The 18,338-nt window shown below is 32.8% G+C and carries 17 protein-coding genes; 8 read left to right on the plus strand and 9 right to left on the minus strand.

The annotated features are described in order from the left end of the window. The first annotated feature begins 66 nt into the window (after positions 1-66). The 5 genes from HXZ74_RS03665 (at position 67) to serS (ending at position 4,793) form a co-directional block, all read left to right on the plus strand. On the plus strand, positions 67-1,068 hold the full coding sequence (locus tag HXZ74_RS03665; protein ID WP_286473889.1) for an isoaspartyl peptidase/L-asparaginase family protein: 1,002 nt from the start codon (positions 67-69) through the stop codon (positions 1,066-1,068). Next, complete coding sequence (locus HXZ74_RS03670; RefSeq protein ID WP_114998366.1) at positions 1,065-1,742, plus strand: copper homeostasis protein CutC; 678 nt, start codon at positions 1,065-1,067, stop codon at positions 1,740-1,742. Before HXZ74_RS03665 ends, HXZ74_RS03670 begins: the two co-directional genes overlap by 4 nt. Positions 1,743-1,760: 18 nt before the next feature. Next, complete coding sequence (locus tag HXZ74_RS03675; protein WP_286473891.1) at positions 1,761-2,885, plus strand: DNA polymerase III subunit; 1,125 nt, start codon at positions 1,761-1,763, stop codon at positions 2,883-2,885. Between the two features lie 21 nt (positions 2,886-2,906). Next, positions 2,907-3,209: a hypothetical protein gene (locus tag HXZ74_RS03680; protein WP_180905654.1), complete on the plus strand. Its 303-nt coding sequence runs from the start codon at positions 2,907-2,909 to the stop codon at positions 3,207-3,209. Positions 3,210-3,524: 315 nt separating this feature from the next. After that, positions 3,525-4,793: a serine--tRNA ligase gene (gene serS / locus HXZ74_RS03685; protein ID WP_114998371.1), complete on the plus strand. Its 1,269-nt coding sequence runs from the start codon at positions 3,525-3,527 to the stop codon at positions 4,791-4,793. A 76-nt stretch (positions 4,794-4,869) separates the two neighbouring features. On the opposite strand, the gene rfbD is transcribed toward serS, so the two are convergent. From rfbD to HXZ74_RS03725, 8 genes are all read right to left on the minus strand, one after another. Beyond that, entirely contained in the window at positions 4,870-5,724 is an 855-nt protein-coding gene (gene rfbD, locus HXZ74_RS03690; RefSeq protein WP_286473893.1) for a dTDP-4-dehydrorhamnose reductase, read from the minus strand. Between the two features lie 53 nt (positions 5,725-5,777). Further along, positions 5,778-6,293 (minus strand): OmpH/Skp family outer membrane protein, encoded by a 516-nt coding sequence (locus HXZ74_RS03695; protein WP_286473895.1) that lies wholly within the window; start codon positions 6,291-6,293, stop codon positions 5,778-5,780. 26 nt (positions 6,294-6,319) lie between these two features. After that, entirely contained in the window at positions 6,320-6,907 is a 588-nt protein-coding gene (locus HXZ74_RS03700) for an OmpH/Skp family outer membrane protein (protein WP_180905650.1), read from the minus strand. A gap of 61 nt (positions 6,908-6,968) precedes the next feature. Beyond that, on the minus strand, positions 6,969-9,491 hold the full coding sequence (gene bamA, locus HXZ74_RS03705; protein WP_280062624.1) for an outer membrane protein assembly factor BamA: 2,523 nt from the start codon (positions 9,489-9,491) through the stop codon (positions 6,969-6,971). 20 nt (positions 9,492-9,511) lie between these two features. Continuing rightward, on the minus strand, positions 9,512-10,255 hold the full coding sequence (gene uppS, locus HXZ74_RS03710) for an undecaprenyl pyrophosphate synthase (protein ID WP_180906770.1): 744 nt from the start codon (positions 10,253-10,255) through the stop codon (positions 9,512-9,514). A gap of 11 nt (positions 10,256-10,266) precedes the next feature. Then, positions 10,267-11,040, minus strand: coding sequence for a type IX secretion system protein PorG (gene porG, locus HXZ74_RS03715; protein ID WP_280062625.1), 774 nt, complete (start codon positions 11,038-11,040; stop codon positions 10,267-10,269). A 118-nt stretch (positions 11,041-11,158) separates the two neighbouring features. Further along, positions 11,159-12,043, minus strand: coding sequence for an NAD kinase (locus tag HXZ74_RS03720; RefSeq protein WP_280062626.1), 885 nt, complete (start codon positions 12,041-12,043; stop codon positions 11,159-11,161). Further along, positions 12,043-12,699 carry a CBS domain-containing protein gene (locus HXZ74_RS03725; protein ID WP_114998381.1) on the minus strand — a complete coding sequence of 219 codons (657 nt, stop codon included), beginning with the start codon at positions 12,697-12,699 and terminating at the stop codon, positions 12,043-12,045. The genes HXZ74_RS03720 and HXZ74_RS03725 overlap by 1 nt, the downstream gene beginning before the upstream one ends. 243 nt (positions 12,700-12,942) lie before the next feature. Here HXZ74_RS03725 and HXZ74_RS03730 point away from each other — a divergent pair, with 243 nt between their 5' ends. From HXZ74_RS03730 to HXZ74_RS03740, 3 genes are read left to right on the plus strand one after another with little or no spacing between them, the layout of a single operon-like run. After that, on the plus strand, positions 12,943-13,860 hold the full coding sequence (locus HXZ74_RS03730; RefSeq protein ID WP_038334712.1) for a mevalonate kinase family protein: 918 nt from the start codon (positions 12,943-12,945) through the stop codon (positions 13,858-13,860). A gap of 26 nt (positions 13,861-13,886) precedes the next feature. Next, positions 13,887-14,810 (plus strand): UbiA family prenyltransferase, encoded by a 924-nt coding sequence (locus tag HXZ74_RS03735; protein WP_280062628.1) that lies wholly within the window; start codon positions 13,887-13,889, stop codon positions 14,808-14,810. A 10-nt stretch (positions 14,811-14,820) separates the two neighbouring features. Further along, positions 14,821-15,765, plus strand: coding sequence for a pseudouridine synthase (locus HXZ74_RS03740; protein WP_286473896.1), 945 nt, complete (start codon positions 14,821-14,823; stop codon positions 15,763-15,765). Between the two features lie 59 nt (positions 15,766-15,824). On the opposite strand, the gene HXZ74_RS03745 is transcribed toward HXZ74_RS03740, so the two are convergent. Then, entirely contained in the window at positions 15,825-18,269 is a 2,445-nt protein-coding gene (locus HXZ74_RS03745) for an alpha/beta hydrolase family protein (RefSeq protein WP_286473899.1), read from the minus strand. Positions 18,270-18,338 lie beyond the last annotated feature (69 nt).

Genomic DNA, 18,338 nt, shown 5'->3' on the forward strand with positions numbered 1-18,338 from the left:
AGATAAACTGTTATACAATTATATGAATTATATTTGTTAGATTCATAATTTGAAATCGATTAACACATGAATAATAGAAGAAATTTTATAAAAAATTTAGGTGCATTAGGCTTGCTTTTAGGTACAACGAAACTTGATCTTAGTGCACAAACTAAATCTACAAGATCAACTACTTCAACAAAAATCAATAAACCGATTGTTCTTTCTACTTGGCGTTTTGGACTTGAAGCCAACGCCGAAGCTTGGAAGGTTTTAGGAAAAAATGGTACTGCTTTAGACGCAGTAGAACAAGGGGTAAAATTAGTTGAAGCAGATCCTAATGAACGAAGTGTTGGTTACGGCGGACGACCTGATCGTGATGGAAAAGTAACATTGGATGCCTGTATTATGGACGATCAAGCGAATATCGGTTCTGTTGCAGCTTTAGAATATATCAAACATCCGATTTCTGTTGCTCGAAAAGTGATGGAAGATACGCTACATGTTATGTTAGTTGGAAATGGTGCACTTCAATTTGCGTTAGAAAAAGGTTTCAAGAAAGAGAATTTATTGACTGATGTTTCCGAAAAAGAGTGGAAAGAATGGTTGAAAGATACCAATTATCAGATGCCTATCAACATCGAAAATCATGATACAATTGGAATGATTGCCTTAGATGCCCACGGAAATCTTTCTGGAGCTTGTACTACGAGCGGAATGGCATACAAAATGCATGGTCGTGTTGGCGATTCACCAATTATCGGCGCAGGTTTGTATGTTGACAACGAAATTGGTGCGGCAACGGCGACTGGACACGGCGAAGAAGTGATTCGTATTGCGGGAAGTCATTTGGTTGTGGAATTGATGCGTCAAGGATATTCGCCAGAAAATGCGTGTAAGGAGGCTGTTCATCGAATCATTAAATTAACAAAATCGCGCAAAAAAGATTTATCGGCAATTCAAGTTGGTTTTATTGCGATTAATAAACAAGGCGAATATGGTTCGTATTGTATCCATCCAGGTTTTAACTTTGCGGTTTATGACGAAACTGGAAATCGTTTGATTGACGGAAAATCTATTACAAAATGAAAAAATTAGAAATCGCTTGTTTCAACTTAGAATCAGCTTTAGTTGCAGCAAAATCAAATGCAGATCGAATCGAGTTATGCGCCGATGCTTCAACAGGCGGAATTACGCCAAATTTTGAAGATATCAAAACATTGCGAAAAGAAACAGACAAAAATATTATGGTGATGATTCGCCCTCGTGGTGGAGATTTTTGTTATTCTGATGAAGAATTTGAAAAAATGAAATCTGAAATTATCATGATTAAAAATTTTAGAATTGATGGTTTTGTTTTTGGAATATTGAATGAAGATAACGAAATCGATTTTGAACGAAATCAAGAATTAGTTGAACTTTCAAAACCTTTTCCATGTACGTTTCATCGTGCTTTTGACAGAACTTCTGATGCCGAAGATTCACTTCAAACAGTGATTAATTTAGGATTCAAAACAATTTTAACTTCTGGCTTGGATAGTAATGTTGATTATGGAAAACGTGAATTAAAAAATCTGGTTAAAAAAGCAGAAAAACAAATTACAATTATGCCTGGAGGTGGTTTGCGCTCAACAAATATTGAAGAAATTAATTCATTCACAAACGCAACTTATTTTCATTCTTCAGCAATGATTGACGATTCTGGAATTGCTAATTTAGAAGAAATCAATCGATTAAAAAGTTTGATAAATTCTGAAAAATAAAAATAGTAACTTTGGACTATGCTTTGGGAAAATGTAATTGGACAACAGGAGATTAAAAACAAACTTCAACAATCTATAAAAGATGGTCGTATAAGTCACGCGCAGCTATTTTCTGGTCCAGAAGGTTCGGGAGCTTTGGCTTTGGCTATTGCTTATGCACGCGAGGTTTTGTGTGGTTTGAATAACGAACAATGCAATCTAAAAGTTGCTAAATTACAACATCCCGATTTACATTTTTCTTTTCCTTATTCAGCAACAGAAAGTGTAAAAAAGCCACTTGCTAAGTATTTATTAAACGATTGGCGAACTTTTGTAGACGAAAATGTCTATGGAAATCTAACCGATTGGATGTCCCATCTCGGAATTGAAAAAAAACAAGGCGTTATCCCTGTTGATGAAGCAGATGAAATTGTTAAAACATTAGCGCTAAACAGTTACGAAGGCGGTTACAAAATCATGATTATTTGGCAAGCAGAGGAAATGACAACTGCTGCAGCCAATAAATTGTTGAAAATAATTGAAGAACCACCTCAAAAAACACTGTTTTTATTGGTAACAGAGCGCGAGGATTTAATTTTACAAACCATTACTTCTCGTTGTCAATTAGTCAAAATCCCACGTTTATCGCAATCGGATGTAAAGAACTATTTGGTTGAGAAGAAAAATATTAATCCAGAAAAAGCGCAACATATTGCTTTTCTATCGCAAGGAAATGTACGAGAAGCCTTGCATCAATTGAATGATGACGAACATTTATTCGATAAATATTTTGTGACTTGGGTTCGAAAAGCGTTTATGGCAGCCAAAACTCCAACTGTCTTAAAAGATTTGATTGATTGGTCAAATCAAATTGCAAGTTGGTCGAGAAGTGAGCAAAAAGATTTTTTGAATTATTGTTCAGAGATTTTTCGTCAAGCTTTATTAAAAACGTATCAATCTGATGATTTAGTTTTTCTACAAATCAATGCAGAAGGTTTTAAATGGCAAGGTTTTGCGCCTTTTATACATGGAGCAAATATCGAAGATATTTTAAATGAAATTAATGAAGCGTCGTATCATATCGAACGAAATGGTAATTCTAAAATTATACTTTTAGATTTATCAATCAAGCTAACGAGATATTTACATCGCAAAACAGCATAAAAAAAACCACTTATCTAATAAGTGGTTTCTTTATATGATCTGAATGTTATTTCAAATTATTTTGCTGGAGCTTCAGTAGCTGGAGCTACTTCTTTAGCTGCACCTTCAACTTTAGTTGCTGCTGAATCAACTTTAGCTGCTGCTGAGTCAACTACTGCTGCTGCTGAATCAACTACTGCTGCTGCTGAATCAACTGTTACTGCTGCTGAATCAACGTTAGCTGGTGCTTCTTCTGCTTTTTTCTCACCACAAGATACTGCTCCTAAAGATAAAGCTGCTACTGCAACTACTGCGAAAAATTTTTTCATTGTTTTATTGTTTTAATTATTAATAATTTTCGATTAATTTTCTTTGACAAATGTATTTCGAAATGCAAACAACAGCATGTAAAATCAATGTAATATAGTTGTATTAATAAATTCTCAATAAATAAAGTTTAACACATTAATTATCAATTAATTATAAAATATTTTACAATTTTTGAATATTATTTGTAAAAAACATTATATCAATTATTTATCTAATAAAGACAGTAAAATCTAAAAATAAGTAGATTTTGATTAATTTTTGATACTAAATCATTTAATCTTTATTCTAAAAAATTAATTATTTATACATTTGTATAAATTTAATAAAAGTATGCTAGTAGTTTCTTACATTCAAGAAAACAAAGATCGTGTAATTGAAGGACTAAAAAAACGTAACTTCAAACAATTAGATCTTGTTGATGAAGTTTTAAATGTGGATGAACTTCGTCGTAAAACACAATTTGAATTAGATAATGTATTAGCTGAATCCAACAAATTAGCAAAAGAAATTGGTAATTTGTTTAAAGATGGAAGATCGGAAGAGGCTAATGAATTAAAAAACAAAACGGTTGATTTAAAAACTCAATCAAAAGAGTTACAAGATTTATTATCGTCTTACGAAACATCCGTTAAAGATATTTTGTATCAAATCCCGAATATTCCAAACGAAATCGTAAAAGCAGGAAAAGATGCTGATGATAATGAAATCGTTTTTGAACACGGAGATGCAACTGCAAAACCAAACAATTTGCCACACTGGGAAGTTGCTAAGAAATTTGATATCATTGATTTTGAATTAGGTGTTAAAATTACCGGAGCTGGTTTCCCTGTTTACAAAGGAAAAGGTGCTCGTTTGCAACGTGCTTTAACGCAATTTTTCTTAGATAAAAATTCTGATGCTGGCTATACAGAAATTGTTCCTCCTTTCGTTGTGAATGAGGCTTCTGGTTATGGAACTGGGCAATTACCAGACAAAGAAGGGCAAATGTATTATATTGGAGAAGATGATTTGTACTTGATTCCGACTGCGGAAGTTCCTGTGACAAATATTTATCGTGATACGATTGTAAAAGCAGAGGATTTACCAATTACGTTGACTGCATATTCACCTTGTTTCCGTCGTGAAGCGGGTTCTTATGGAAAAGATGTAAGAGGTTTGAATCGTTTGCACCAATTTGAGAAAGTTGAGATTGTGCGTATTGAAAAACCAGAAAATTCTTATGCTGCTTTAGACGGAATGATTGAGCACGTAAAAGGAATTTTAGAAGATTTAGAATTACCATACCGTATTTTAAGACTATGTGGTGGTGATACAGGTTTTACATCTGCAATTACATACGATTTCGAAGTTTTCTCTGAAGCGCAAGAAAAATGGTTAGAAGTTTCTTCTGTTTCTAATTTTGAGACTTTCCAAGCAAATCGTTTGAAATTACGTTACAAAGATGAAAATGGAACTCAATTAGCGCATAGTTTAAATGGTTCTGCTTTAGCTTTACCACGTATTTTAGCGTCAATTTTAGAGAATCACCAACAGGCTGATGGAACAGTAAAAATTCCGAAAGCATTACAACCTTATACTCGTTTTGAGATTTTAGATTAATTAATAATCTTTCAGATAAATAAAAAGCTCGAGAAATTCTCGAGCTTTTTTTATACTATTATAATTGAAATAAAAACTAAATCAAATGTTTCAATTCTTCTTTCAGGCTATCTTCCCAAGTCGGAATATTAAGTTGATACACTTCTTTTATTTTTGATTTATCCAATAAACTGTACGCAGGACGTTTCGCTTTTGTCGGATAAGCTGAAGTAGAAACAGGATTAATTTCGATTGTTGAATTAGAAAATTCTTTAATCTTTTGTGCAAATCCAAACCAAGAACATTCTCCTTCATTCGAATAATTAAAAATTCCATACGTTAAATCATCCTTCGAAACAATCGTTAAGATTGCATCAGCCAAATCAATTGCATTTGTTGGAGAGCCAATTTGATCTGCCACAACAGAGATTGAATCTTTGTCATTAAACAACCTAAGCATCGTTTTAACGAAGTTATTTCCAAATCGAGAATAAACCCAAGCTGTGCGTAAAATAATCGTTTTAGGATTGTTTTCTAATGCTAAATTTTCTCCGTCTAACTTTGTTTGACCATACACGCCAATTGGATTCGTTTGATCAGTTTCTAAACGAGGAATAGCTTCAGTTCCATCAAAGACATAATCGGTCGAAATGTGAATAAAAGGAATACCTTTTTGTTTCGTAATTTTCGCTAAAAACTCTGTTGCTTTTACGTTTACTAAATAAGCATTCTCTTGATCATCTTCTGCTTTATCAACTGCTGTATAAGCTGCACAATTAACAACAATATCAAATGATTTATCTTCGAAATAATGATTTATTAATTCCTCATTCGTAATATCTAATTCATTTCGAGTAACAAAAAAACATTCAATTTCCTTGTAGTTTTTTGATTGCTCTATGATTGATTGACCTAACTGACCATTCGCTCCGGTAACTAAAATTCTTTTCATATATAAAAAAAGCCACTAAAATAGTGGCTTGAAGATATTAATAATTCTTAAAATTATAAACCTAATTCTTTTTTAACGTCGTTTAATAAGTCGTATCCTCCAGCTTTGTAAACTAAAACACCAGCAGGTAAAACATATTTAACTCCTTTTTTTGCAGCAGCAGAATTAATTGCATCCATTACTCTTTTCTCGATTGGATCCATTAAAGCTTTCTCTTTTGCTTGCATTTCATCTTGAGCAGCTTTTGCATAAGTTTCGTATTTCTTTTGCATTTCTTGCTCTTTCTCTTGGTATTTGTTTGCTGCAATTAATTTTTGAGCTTCTTCTTGAGATTTACCTGCTAAATCTTTTTGAGCAGTTTCCATAAAAGTTTTATAGTCTGCTTGTAATTTTGCGATAGCATCTTCGTGTTTTTTACCTAATGCTTGTAAATCTGCTTCAGCTTTTTTGTATGCTGGCATTGATTCAATTACTGCTTGCGTATCAATATGTGCAATTTCTTGAGCGAAAGATAAAACGCTTCCGAAAACCATCATTGTAAATACTGCTATCAATCTAATTTGTTTCATTTCTAGTCTAATTTGTTTTTTAAAATTTATTTTCTTGTTTTATTGCTACTATTACTAGTTTTATTATTTCCAGAAGTTGATGTTTTTGAATTATTTGGTTTCAATTCTGGTCTTAAAGTCATTAATACTTCTCTACTTATGTCAAACTTTGGATCTGTATAAATCATGATTAAATCACTTCCTTTATCAAATACAAAACCATAACCTCTTTTATCTGCAACTTCTTTTGTCGCATTATAAATTTGATCTTGCAAAGGCTTTACCATTGATCTTCTCAGATTCACTAAATCGCCATTTGGTCCATAACGTTTGTCTTGCAAAATTCTTACAGCCGCTACTTCATCTGCTAGCTTTTTCTCTTGCTCTTTCACCTGCTCTGCCGTTAATAAAATCTTTTCGGCTTCGAATTCGGCTTGTAATTTAGCTAAATTTTCTTGTTTTTGCTCAATTTCTTTTTGCCAAGATTCTGTTTGAGATTTTAATTTGCTTTGAGACGAAGTATATTCTGGTAAATTTTCTAAAATATACTGACTGTCTACGTAACAAAATCTTTGCGCGAAAGAGAAACTTGCTAATCCAAAGAACAACGCTATAAAGCTAATCCATTTTTTCATATTTGTGGTGTGTTAATTCTAAAATTATGCCAAAACGTTCTAAGCAAATTTAATCAATTTATTAGAATTGTTGTCCAATAATAAAGTGAGTTTGCCATCCAGAGCGTTCTGTTTGTCCAAATCCTTTATCAAACCCGTATCCGAAATCAAATCCTAACAAACCAAATGCTGGCATATAAATACGAACACCTGCTCCAGCAGAACGTTTTAATTCAAACGGTTTAAATTCACTTGTATTGTTCCAAACGTTACCTCCTTCTGCAAAAGTTAATGCATAAATTTTGGCTGTTTGGCTCATTGTGATTGGATAACGTAATTCTAACGAATATTTATTATAAATTGTTCCACCTCCTTCTGGCGTAATATCTCCTGTTTGTCCACCAGAGTTTGTTGCATCTTCGTAACCTCTTAATGAAATAATCTCACGTCCATCAAAACGGTTTTGTGTAAGACCTGTTCCTCCTAAGTAAAAACGTTCGAAAGGAATTGTTCCAATTTTACGGTTATATGTTCCTAAAACTCCAAATTCTCCACCAGCTTTTAAAACTAATTTTCCTGTTAATTCTTTGTAGAAATATGCTTTAGCTTTGAATTTATAATATTCTAACCATTTGAATTTTTCTACGTCAGACATGTTTGTATAGTCTTTGTTATTAAAAACTGAATAAGGAAATGTTGTCGTAAACGATAAACTAATTTCTGATCCTGATTGAGGGAAAATAGGGTCTGGTCCAGCTGAATTACGTGTTAAACCTAATGTATAATTTAAGTTGTTTGACGAACCATTTTCATATTGCATATTACCAACAGACATCGCATAATTATCGAAGTTATATAACTGATAAGAAATTGAGTTTGATAAACGGAAATAATCATCTGGCCAAGTTAACAACTTAGTTAAACCAACTGAAGCTCCTAAGATATCCAATTTCGCTTTTTCTCCATAATTATCGCGGTAATCATATTGTGAATAATAAAAAGACGTTGATAAAGCTGTAGGGCGTTTTCCTCCAATCCAAGGTTCAACAAACGATAAGCTATAATTTTTATATCCGTTACCAGCTTGTGCTCTTAGTGATAATTGTTGTCCATCTCCCATTGGAATTGGTTTCCAAGCTTTTTTATTGAAAAAATTCTTCAATGAGAAATTCCCGAAAGTTAATCCTAATGTACCAATGAAAGTCCCTGCACCATATCCCCCTTGTAATTCTACTTGAGAAGATGATTTTGGAGCAACTTTCCACTCTACATCAACTGTATTATTATCTTGATTCGGTTGAATATCTGGAACAATTTGCGTTGGTTCTAAATATCCTAAAGAAGCTAACTCCATCATCGTACGTTTAATGTCCGATTTAGAGAATAAATCTCCTGGTTTAGTTCTTAACTCACGGTATAAAATATGATCGTGAGCTTCCGTATTACCGTTAATCGTTACTTTATTAAGTGTAGCTTGTGTACCTTCGAAAACTTTAATTTCAAGATCGATTGTATCATTTTTCACACTTTTTTCTACAGGAATAGCACGAGCAAACAAATACCCTCTATCCATGTATAATGTAGAAATATCATCGTCTTTTTCTGATCCAGAAATCTTTTTGTTGATACCTACTGCATCATAACGATCTCCTGTTTTGTAACCAAAAATTCGTTGTAATTGTTCAGAAGTATAAATTGAGTTTCCAGAAAACGTTACATCTCCTAAGAAATATGGTTTTCCTTCGTTAACTTTAATTTTAACTAATAAGTTTTTGTCATCAACTTTTTCGATGTTGTATGACTCAACTTTAGCATCTCTAAAACCAACAGATTTGTACTCATCAACCAAAGTTTTTAAATCTTCCTGGAATTTTTCAGGAATCATTTTAGATGACTTGAAGATATTGATAGATTTCTGTTTGGTATTTTTCATCCCTTTTTTACGTAAACGAGCAGCAGTTAAGTTTTCATTTCCTTCGAAAATGATTTTCTTAATCTTTACACGCTCTCCACGATTCACATTCAATGTAATGTTTTCTTCGTCTTCTTTACCAGCGATTGGCTGACGTTCTACATTAATTGTTGTGTTAGGATAACCTTTTCCAGTATAATAATCTTTGATTTTATTATTTGTCGTATTGATTAAACTTTGTGTAATCTTAACACCTGGATTTAATTTATTTTGTTTGATTAAATCTTCGCGTTGCGATTTTTTCACGCCGTTAATCTTAATTTCTCCTAAACTAGGAACTGAAACCAAGGCAAGCTCTAATGTTACTTCGTTACCTTCTATTTTATCTACATACAAGTCGATGTCAGAGAAAATATTAGATCTCCATAATTTTTTTACAGCATTATTTACCTTCGTACCTGGTAATTCTATCTCCTCACCGATAGCAAAACCTGCATAACGGATAATTTGATTCTTAGAATATTTAGAGTCACCTGTTACAACGATATCTTTCAGTTTGAAAGTTCGTGCATTGGTATAATCTAAGACAAAATTATCTTGTTGTGTTGAATCAATGGTTTTCGTAGAATCTACGACTTGCGCTTGTGCCATGTAAGCTCCAAGCATACACATTGTCCAAAAAATTTTCTTCATAATCCTCTATTTCAGTTCGATTAGTTCGTTAGTTGCTCGCTTATCTTACCAAATCTACGTTCTCGATTTTGGTAATTTAAAATTGCTTTATAAAATTCTTCCTCGTTAAAATCAGGCCACAAAACCTCTGTAAAATATAATTCTGCGTAAGCAATTTGCCACAACAAGAAATTACTAATTCTGGTTTCGCCACTTGTTCTAATCATAAGATCTACCATAGGTAAATCGTGTGTATATAAGTTTTGATGAACTAATTCTTCATTAAAATCATTGTCGGATATTTCTCCGTCTTTGTATTTTTGGGCAATAGATTTCATCGCGTGTAATAGTTCTTCTTTCGAACCATAACTTAATGCTAATGTCAAAACACAATCTGTGTTGTCTTTTGTTTTTTCCATTGCTTGAGTCAAATCTTTGAATGCTTTTTTTGGTAATTTTGATAAATCTCCAATCACATTCAAGCGAACTCCATTTTTGTGTAATTCATTTATTTCGTCCTTAATTGCAGAACTTAATAAAGTCATTAAAACATTGACTTCTAATTTTGGACGGTTCCAATTTTCAGTAGAAAATGCGTAAAGTGTAAGATGTTTTATACCTAATTTTCGACAAGTCTCGATTGAAGATCGTACAGCTCCCAAAGCACTTTTGTGTCCAAAAGTTCTTTCTTTGCCGTTCTTCTTAGCCCATCTTCCGTTACCATCCATAATGATTGCAACGTGATTAGGTATATTATTTTTATCTATTTGTTCTACTAAACTAATTTCCATTCTTTTTAATCACAATAACAAGCAGGTCGACCAAAACTGTACGTTAAGGTAATTCCTGATAATACGTACCAATCTTTGTTTGATGTGTTTCCGTATACTCTTTTACTATATTCATCTGAAGGTACAACACCATCAGCTACAGCATCGATAAAATTTTGAGTAAATTTTCCTTTGTTGTAATCTATATAATCAACATTTGTATAACGAACACCTGTCTCAAAAGATAAAATCCAATTGTAATTGAATCTTACTTTATATCCAACCCCAAAAGGAATCGTTAAATCGGTATTATATTTTGTTTTTTCGATAATTACGTTGTTTGTTCCATCGTAATCATATTCTTTTCCTTTTGCCGAAAAAGCTCCAACTCCTACAAAAATATAAGGCGATTGCGCTTTTTCTTGATCATCATTGATATTAAAGAAATTATACTCAAACATCAATGATCCTTCTACAATATTATTTCGAAAATTTTTATTTCTTTCTAATTTGTAATACTCTTTCGAGCGGTGGTCACTTGCTCCAACTTTTGAATAAGAGACATTTGCTCTAAAACCCATTTGCGGATTTATATTAAAACGATACAATCCTCCTATGGAAATTGGTAAATAAATTTTCCCACCTGGTTCTGTTTTCGTAGGAAACGGATTGATGTAATTGGCTTTACCAATATCTCCAATCACATTTGCTCCACCAGCAAAAATTCCGAGTTCATGTCTTTGCGCAAAAGTTAATTGCGAAAAACATAGTATAAAAACAAACAAAAAAAATCTCCTCATAAGTTGTGTTATTTTTTCGGCTTTTGCTTTTTATCTTCTTTTAAATTCGAACAAATATAAACAAAAGTCAATTCAACGTAACTGATTTAACAAAAATTAAGAAGATTTATTGTAAATTTTAATTCCTTTTATCTGAACCCCAAAGCATTTTTTCTCTCAAAGTTGTGAAATAAGTCGCATCAATAGCTTCAACGATTAAGATTTTGAAGTCAGCTTTTTGTATCGTCAATTCGACGTCAGTTGTTAAAGGAAAGTTACGAGAATCCAACGAAAGGAAGTATTCATTAGCTCTACTACGTATTTTTAAGTCAATTTTTTCGTTTTCTGACACAATTAATGGACGTACATTTAGATTATGTGGCGCAACAGGTGTAATGACAAAATTTTGATTGGACGGATGAACTATTGGTCCACCACAACTCAACGAATACCCTGTAGAACCAGTTGGCGTAGAAATAATTAATCCATCAGACCAAAAAGAATTTAGAAATTCATTGTTCAAATAAGCATCAACCGTAATCATACTCGTTGTTTCACGGCGAACTACAGTTACTTCGTTAATTGCAAAATTATTTTCAATTTCTACACCATCACTTCTTTTCACTGTTAATAAAGTTCGTGGAATAATGTTGTAATCATCATTGAAAAAACTATCCATTTGCTCCAACAACACACTTTTATTAATTGTTGCTAAAAAGCCTAAACGTCCCGTATTTACGCCAATAATTGGAATATTAGAATCCTTAACAATTGTAGTTGCTGATAAGATTGTTCCGTCTCCACCAAAACTGAATAAGAATTTGACCGATTTGTCTAAATCATCATGAGAAGTATAGGTTTCTACATTATCAGTATCAAAATCAGTTGTTTCTTTTAAGATTTGAAGAAAATTTTGCTCAACACAAAAAGCAATTTCGTTCTGAACTAAATAATTAATAAATGGTGGAATAATATCCGTTAAAGACGTACTTGTTTTTTGTCCAAAAAGTGCAACTTTTATCATTAGGTATTCATGTATTTTAACAATTGTGCATAACGACTTTGCAGAAGTTCTTGTTTTTCGTCGTTATAAAATTTTTGAATCACTTGATATCCATAACGTTCAAATGTCTCACCAATTGTCAACAAGTTCGATGAACTAAATTTTAGCAAAACATAAACGCTATCCTCCTTATTTCCAACAATCATCATTCCCAATATTTTTCCGTTATTCACTTCGATAATATTAGAAATCGCCGTCATCGATAAATCTTTTTCCGCAATCGAAACTAGCATCGAAACGCCTTGCGCAGCAACAAAAGGGAAATTTGCAAATGTGTTAATAATATCCGTTTCCGTAATAAAACCAACATAGCGCGATTGTTCGTTAATAATCGGTAAGATATTCGCCTGATTCGTGTACATCATCTGAATTGCATCTAAAAGCGTACTCGATTCAGAAAGATAAAAACTCTCCAAATACGAGGTATAATCTACTTTTTCATCATCAATTGATAATTCAATCAAATCTTCTTCCGAGATATTTCCAACAAAATCCAACCCTTTAAACAAAGGCAGATGCGTCAATTTATTCTCTTGCACAACTTCTAAAAGCTGACTTGGAGAAGAATTAACTTTCCCTGGTTTTATCTCATTCGATAGATATTCGGTGATATACATGGCACAAATTTATATATTTTAATACATTAATTCTCTATTTTTAATGCTAATTCGGTTAAAATCATTGATTATTAATTGAAATTTAACCAATTTATTCTAAATTATTTAGTCAAAATATATTCCAAAATCTACTAATAATCAAAAAATAATGTGATTTACAATTTTTTAAAGCAAAACTCTTCCTCAAATTCAAAAAAGAGTGGCTTAAATTTTGTAGATTTGCAGTACCAATTTTATCATTGAATGAAGAACCCATTATTTTATGCCAAAATCTTACTTTTTGGCGAATATGGAATTATTGAGAACTCGAAAGGATTAACAATTCCTTATAATTTTTATCAAGGTGCATTAAAATTTGAACCTTCTGAAATTGCAGAATCATCAAATGCTCACTTGAAAAATTATGCAAAATTTTTGGAAGAAAATTTTGCTGATACTTTTGATACAAAATCTTTTTCGGAAGATGTTGCAAACGGAATGTACTTCGATTCTAACATTCCTCAAGGATATGGCGTAGGTAGTTCTGGCGCTTTGGTTGCCGCTATTTATGACAAATATGCCTTGAATAAAATTGATATCAATCAAAATCTAAACAAAGAAAAAATCAGCGAATTAAAAGCGCTTTTCGGTAATTTAGAATCTCATTTTCATGGAAAAAGTTCTGGAATTGATCCTTTGATTTGTTACATGAATATTCCTTTATTAATTCAATCAAAAGATGATATCTCGACAATTGGTTTACCTTCTGCAAATGCTGATGGAAAAGGAGCTGTTTTCTTAATCAATTCTGGTACACCAGGAGAAACGGCGCCAATGATTCATATTTTCTTCGAAAAAATGAAAAAAGAAGGTTTCCGTAAAACATTGAAAGAAGAGTTTATTAAATACAACAATGCATGTATCGAGAACTTTGTGAAAGGTGAATACAATCCGCTTTTTGCAAATCTTCAAAAATTGTCAGCTTGGGGTTATGAGCATTTCAGACCTATGATTCCTCAAAAATTGGTGAATGCATGGAAAACTGGAATTGATACAGATACGTATTACCTAAAACTTTGTGGTTCTGGCGGAGGCGGTTATGTTCTTGGTTTTACACAAGATTATGACAAGGCGAAAAGCTACCTAAAAGACTTTCAGACCGAAGTTATTTACAAATTCTAAAAAAATAATTTATAAAAATATAATCAATGAACATTCAGAAAATAATCTTAAAGGTTTTTGCATTATTTTCTGTTGTTCGTGGCTATAATTTAATTGTGCTAATATTGGCACAATATCTTGCTGCGCTTTTTATTTTTGCGCCAGAAGTTGGTCATCGTCAATTGTTGACAAATCCAAAGTTGGACGGACTTATTCTTTGTTCGATACTTTGTGTGGCCGCAGGATATATCATCAATAATTTTTACGATTTAGAAAAAGACGAACTCAAACGTCCTTTACAAGTTTATCTTCAGAAACAAGTTTCGCAAGGTTTCAAACTAACCGTTTACATTGTTCTAAATGCTTTAGCGTTGATTATTGCAGCTTTAATTTCGTGGAAAGTTTTCATTTTCTTTTTGGTTTATCAATTTTTGGTTTGGTTTTATAGTCACAAAATCAATCGATTTGCATTGATCAAAAACTTTTACTTGGTTGTCATTCGTGTGATGCCATTTTTCGCCTTATTGGTTTATTTTGATCATTTCACATTCAATTTGGCCTTGCATGCTACTTTCTTGACCATTTTATTATTGATTACTGATATTGTAAAAGATTTGAGTTCTCAAAAAGCAGATTTGATTTATAATTATGATTCAATTCCAATTAAATATGGAATCGATTTTACAAAAGTTTTGATTTCATGTTTAATTATTATAGAATTAATCATTGGAATTATTATCATTATGAAAAATGATGTTGGCGCAATGAAATACTTTTTTATTGCTGCAAATATCGCTTTCACAGTGATTTTATTTATCATTTGGAGAATAAAATCGACACAAGCATATAAGATTTTACATTATTTTTTTAAGGGAATGATTGTTGCGGGTGTATTTAGTATCGTATTAATCGAAATAAATCCCTTAACTTTGCAAACTATTGCGCAAAATTTTAATCAGCGCATAAATTAATCAAATTCAGATGAATAACAGACGAAATCAATCCAACGACAGAAATTCCCAAGGCGGGAACAATCGTGGAAAAGGTGGAGCAAGAGGAAATTCTTCTTCTAAACCATCTTCAGGGAAAGGAAAACCAACTTTTGGTGGAAAACCATCAGAAGAAGGAAAGAAAAGTTTTGGACCAAAGAAACCGTTTAACAAACCAGGTGAAAAACCATTTGTTAAAAGACTGAAAAAAGCACCAGTTGATGACGGGACTATTCGTTTAAATAAATATGTAGCGAATGCAGGGATTGCATCCAGAAGAGAGGCCGACGAGTTGATCAAAACTGGAATCGTTACAGTGAATGGTCAAGTGATTACTGAAATGGGTTATAAAGTACAACCCGATGATGAAGTGCGTTTCGATGGTCATAAAATCTCTTCAGAGAAAAATGTATATTTTGTGTTGAACAAGCCAAAAGGGTTTATTTCAACATCAAATGATGAAAAAGGACGTAAAACTGTAATGGACTTAATGTCTACTGCAACTACAGCGAGAATTTTCCCAGTAGGTCGCTTAGACAGACAAACAACAGGCGTTTTATTGTTTACAAATGATGGTTATTTAACTAAGAAATTAACGCATCCAAGTCATGATATCAAAAAAATATATCATGTAACTTTAGATAAAAAGTTAACAGCAAATGATTTGGCTGATATCAAAAAAGGTGTTCGTTTAATTCCTGAAGGAATTGCAGTTGTTGACGAAATTTCTTTTATCGAAGGTAGACCGAAAAATGAAGTTGGTGTAGAATTACACATTGGTTGGAACCGCGTTGTACGTCGTATTTTCGAAACAAAAGGATACGAAGTAGAAGCATTAGACCGCGTTTCTTTTGCAGGACTTACAAAGAAAACTTTACAAAGAGGTGATTTTAGAAGATTAACAGAATTAGAAGTTAACTTCTTGAAAATGTTATAATACCTCAGCTATAAAATTTAAAAACCACTTCTTTCGAAGTGGTTTTCTTGTATTGAGAATTATTTCTTTTCAGAATTTTTTCCTTTGTTTTTCACATATTTCTCTAACCATTGGTCTTGTTCCCACAACATGTGAAGAATGTTTTCTCTTGCTGCATATCCGTGAGATTCTTGTGGTAATAAAACCAAACGTGTTGTTGCTCCCAAACCTTTCAATGCATTGAAATAACGCTCAGATTGCATCGGGAAAGTTCCTGTATTATTATCAGCTTCACCATGAATTAACAACAATGGTGTTTTCATTTTATCTGCATTTTGGAAAGGCGCCATTGTGTTGTAAACATCTGGAGCTTCCCAATAATTACGTTGTTCTGACTGGAATCCAAACGGCGTTAACGTACGGTTATAAGCGCCTGAACGCGCAATACCCGCCGCAAATAAATTAGAATGCGTTAACAAATTTGCTGTCATAAATGCGCCATAAGAATGTCCACCAACCGCAACTCTTTCACGATCGATATAACCTAATTTATCTACCGCATCAATCGCTGCTTTTGCATTGGCAACCAATTGAGGAACGAACGTGTCATTTGGCTCTTCTTTTCCTTCTCCAATAATTGGGAAAGCCGCATCGTCTAACACTGCATATCCTCTCAACGCCCAATAAATAGGACCTCCGTAAGAAGGAGAAGTAAATTTATTTTCAGAAGTTGTAACCTGACCTGCCGTAGACGCATCTTTGAACTCGCGAGGATAAGCCCACATTAACATTGGTAACTTTTCCTTTTTCGTTTTATCATAATTTGGTGGCAAGTATAAAGTTCCTGATAATTCCACACCATCAGCTCGTTTGTACGTAATTAACTCTTTCGAAACTTTGTTCATTGCTTCAAAAGGATTTTTTGTAAACGTTACTTGTTTTGGTTTTCCCCCTTTCTGAAAAATATTACGAACATATAAATTTGGATAATCTGATTTCGATTGAATTTGCTCTAAAATGATTCCTTTCTTTGGATCAATAACACGAGCAATTGCTTCTAATTTATCTGATTTTTGCGCTCTCCATAAACGAGAAGTTTTTTGCGTTTTGATATCAAAATCATCAACAAAAGGTAAGATTCCATCAGCAGAAACTCCTTCTCCGACTAACATCAATTTTCCTTTGTTAATCGCTAAAACATTGTAACCATAATCATTCATTTCAGTTACGAAATTTCCAGGATTATTGTATGCATCTTGCGAATTTCTACTGAAAAAACGGATTGGTTCTTGAGTTGGATTTGACGGATTGAACAAATAACTACTTTCGTTTCGTGTGTTATACCAAGCATCTCTCACAATCGCAACCTCATCATTTCCCCAAGTCACTCCTCTATAACGATCTTTTACTTTTACCAACAACTCTTTGTTCGCAGTAAAAGGCGCCGCAACTTGATAAAGTGCATCGCGATATTCCGCAGGTTTGTTTGCATCACCACCATCTAAAGCCTCAACCCAATACAATGTATTTGGTTTATCTGCTCTCCAATTCAAACCTCTTTTCCCCGTAATTGTCGAAGAAAATCCTTTCGGAACAACTTCTTGTAACTCTTTATGATCAACTTCTTTTATTAATTTTCCGTTGATATCATACACAATATCAGTTGATGGAAAACTATTGTAGGTTACTAAATATGAAAAAGGTTTTTTGATTTCGTTCACCAAAACATATTGTCCATCTGGAGAAGTCGAAATATCCGTGTACATCGCAGCATCTTTCCATTTCGATTTTGCTCCTGTTTCGATATTAACTTTTACTAATTCAGAAATTGCTAATTGCTCGAAGTTAAACTCATCATTTTTATTTTGCAATAAATCTTGATAAGTTCTGTTTTGTGCTTCTTTTCCGTCAGCAACAGAAACTGTAGGTCCAGTCGCAATAGCATCTTTCGTATCAATCAATGCTTTTTTAGAAGCCGGAATTACATTCACAATTAATTCTGTATCTGAAATCCAATTGAAAGGACGACCTAAGTTTGCGTTTAATTTATCTTCATAAACTTTTGTTGCAGCTTGTGTTTTTACATCAATAATCCACAATTCTACACCTTTATTTGTTGTATTTGTAACGGCAAATTTTGATTGAGAAGTGTTCCAAGACTGATTAGAAAAACGACCTTTTGCAGGTAAACCAGCTATCGTTTTTTCTTTTGAAGTTTTCAGATCAAAATAAGTAATTTTCTCACTGAATGTTTCACGTGAATTGATATTTGTAACTGGATTAATTCGTAATCCTGCTAAACGTAATTCTTTTTCTGACAATTCATTAATCGTTTTATAACGACTTCTATAAGACAAAAATGCATTTTCTGCCTTGCGATCTGTACTAATTGAGGGTGGCATATCCGCATCTGCCAATTGTAAAATTTCTTGCGGAGGCAATTGATAAGTAACATTTTCTTGCGCTTTTACCGACGCACCAAAAGTCATCGCTATAAAAAGCAACGAGTAAACAATTTTCTTCATGTGTTTTTAAGATTTTACTTTATAAAGATATTGAATCTTTGGTAAAATGATATGATAGAAGTTAGTTTT

The organism is Empedobacter sp. R750, from assembly GCF_030324345.1.
Taxonomy (GTDB): Bacteria; Bacteroidota; Bacteroidia; order Flavobacteriales; family Weeksellaceae; genus Empedobacter; species Empedobacter falsenii_C.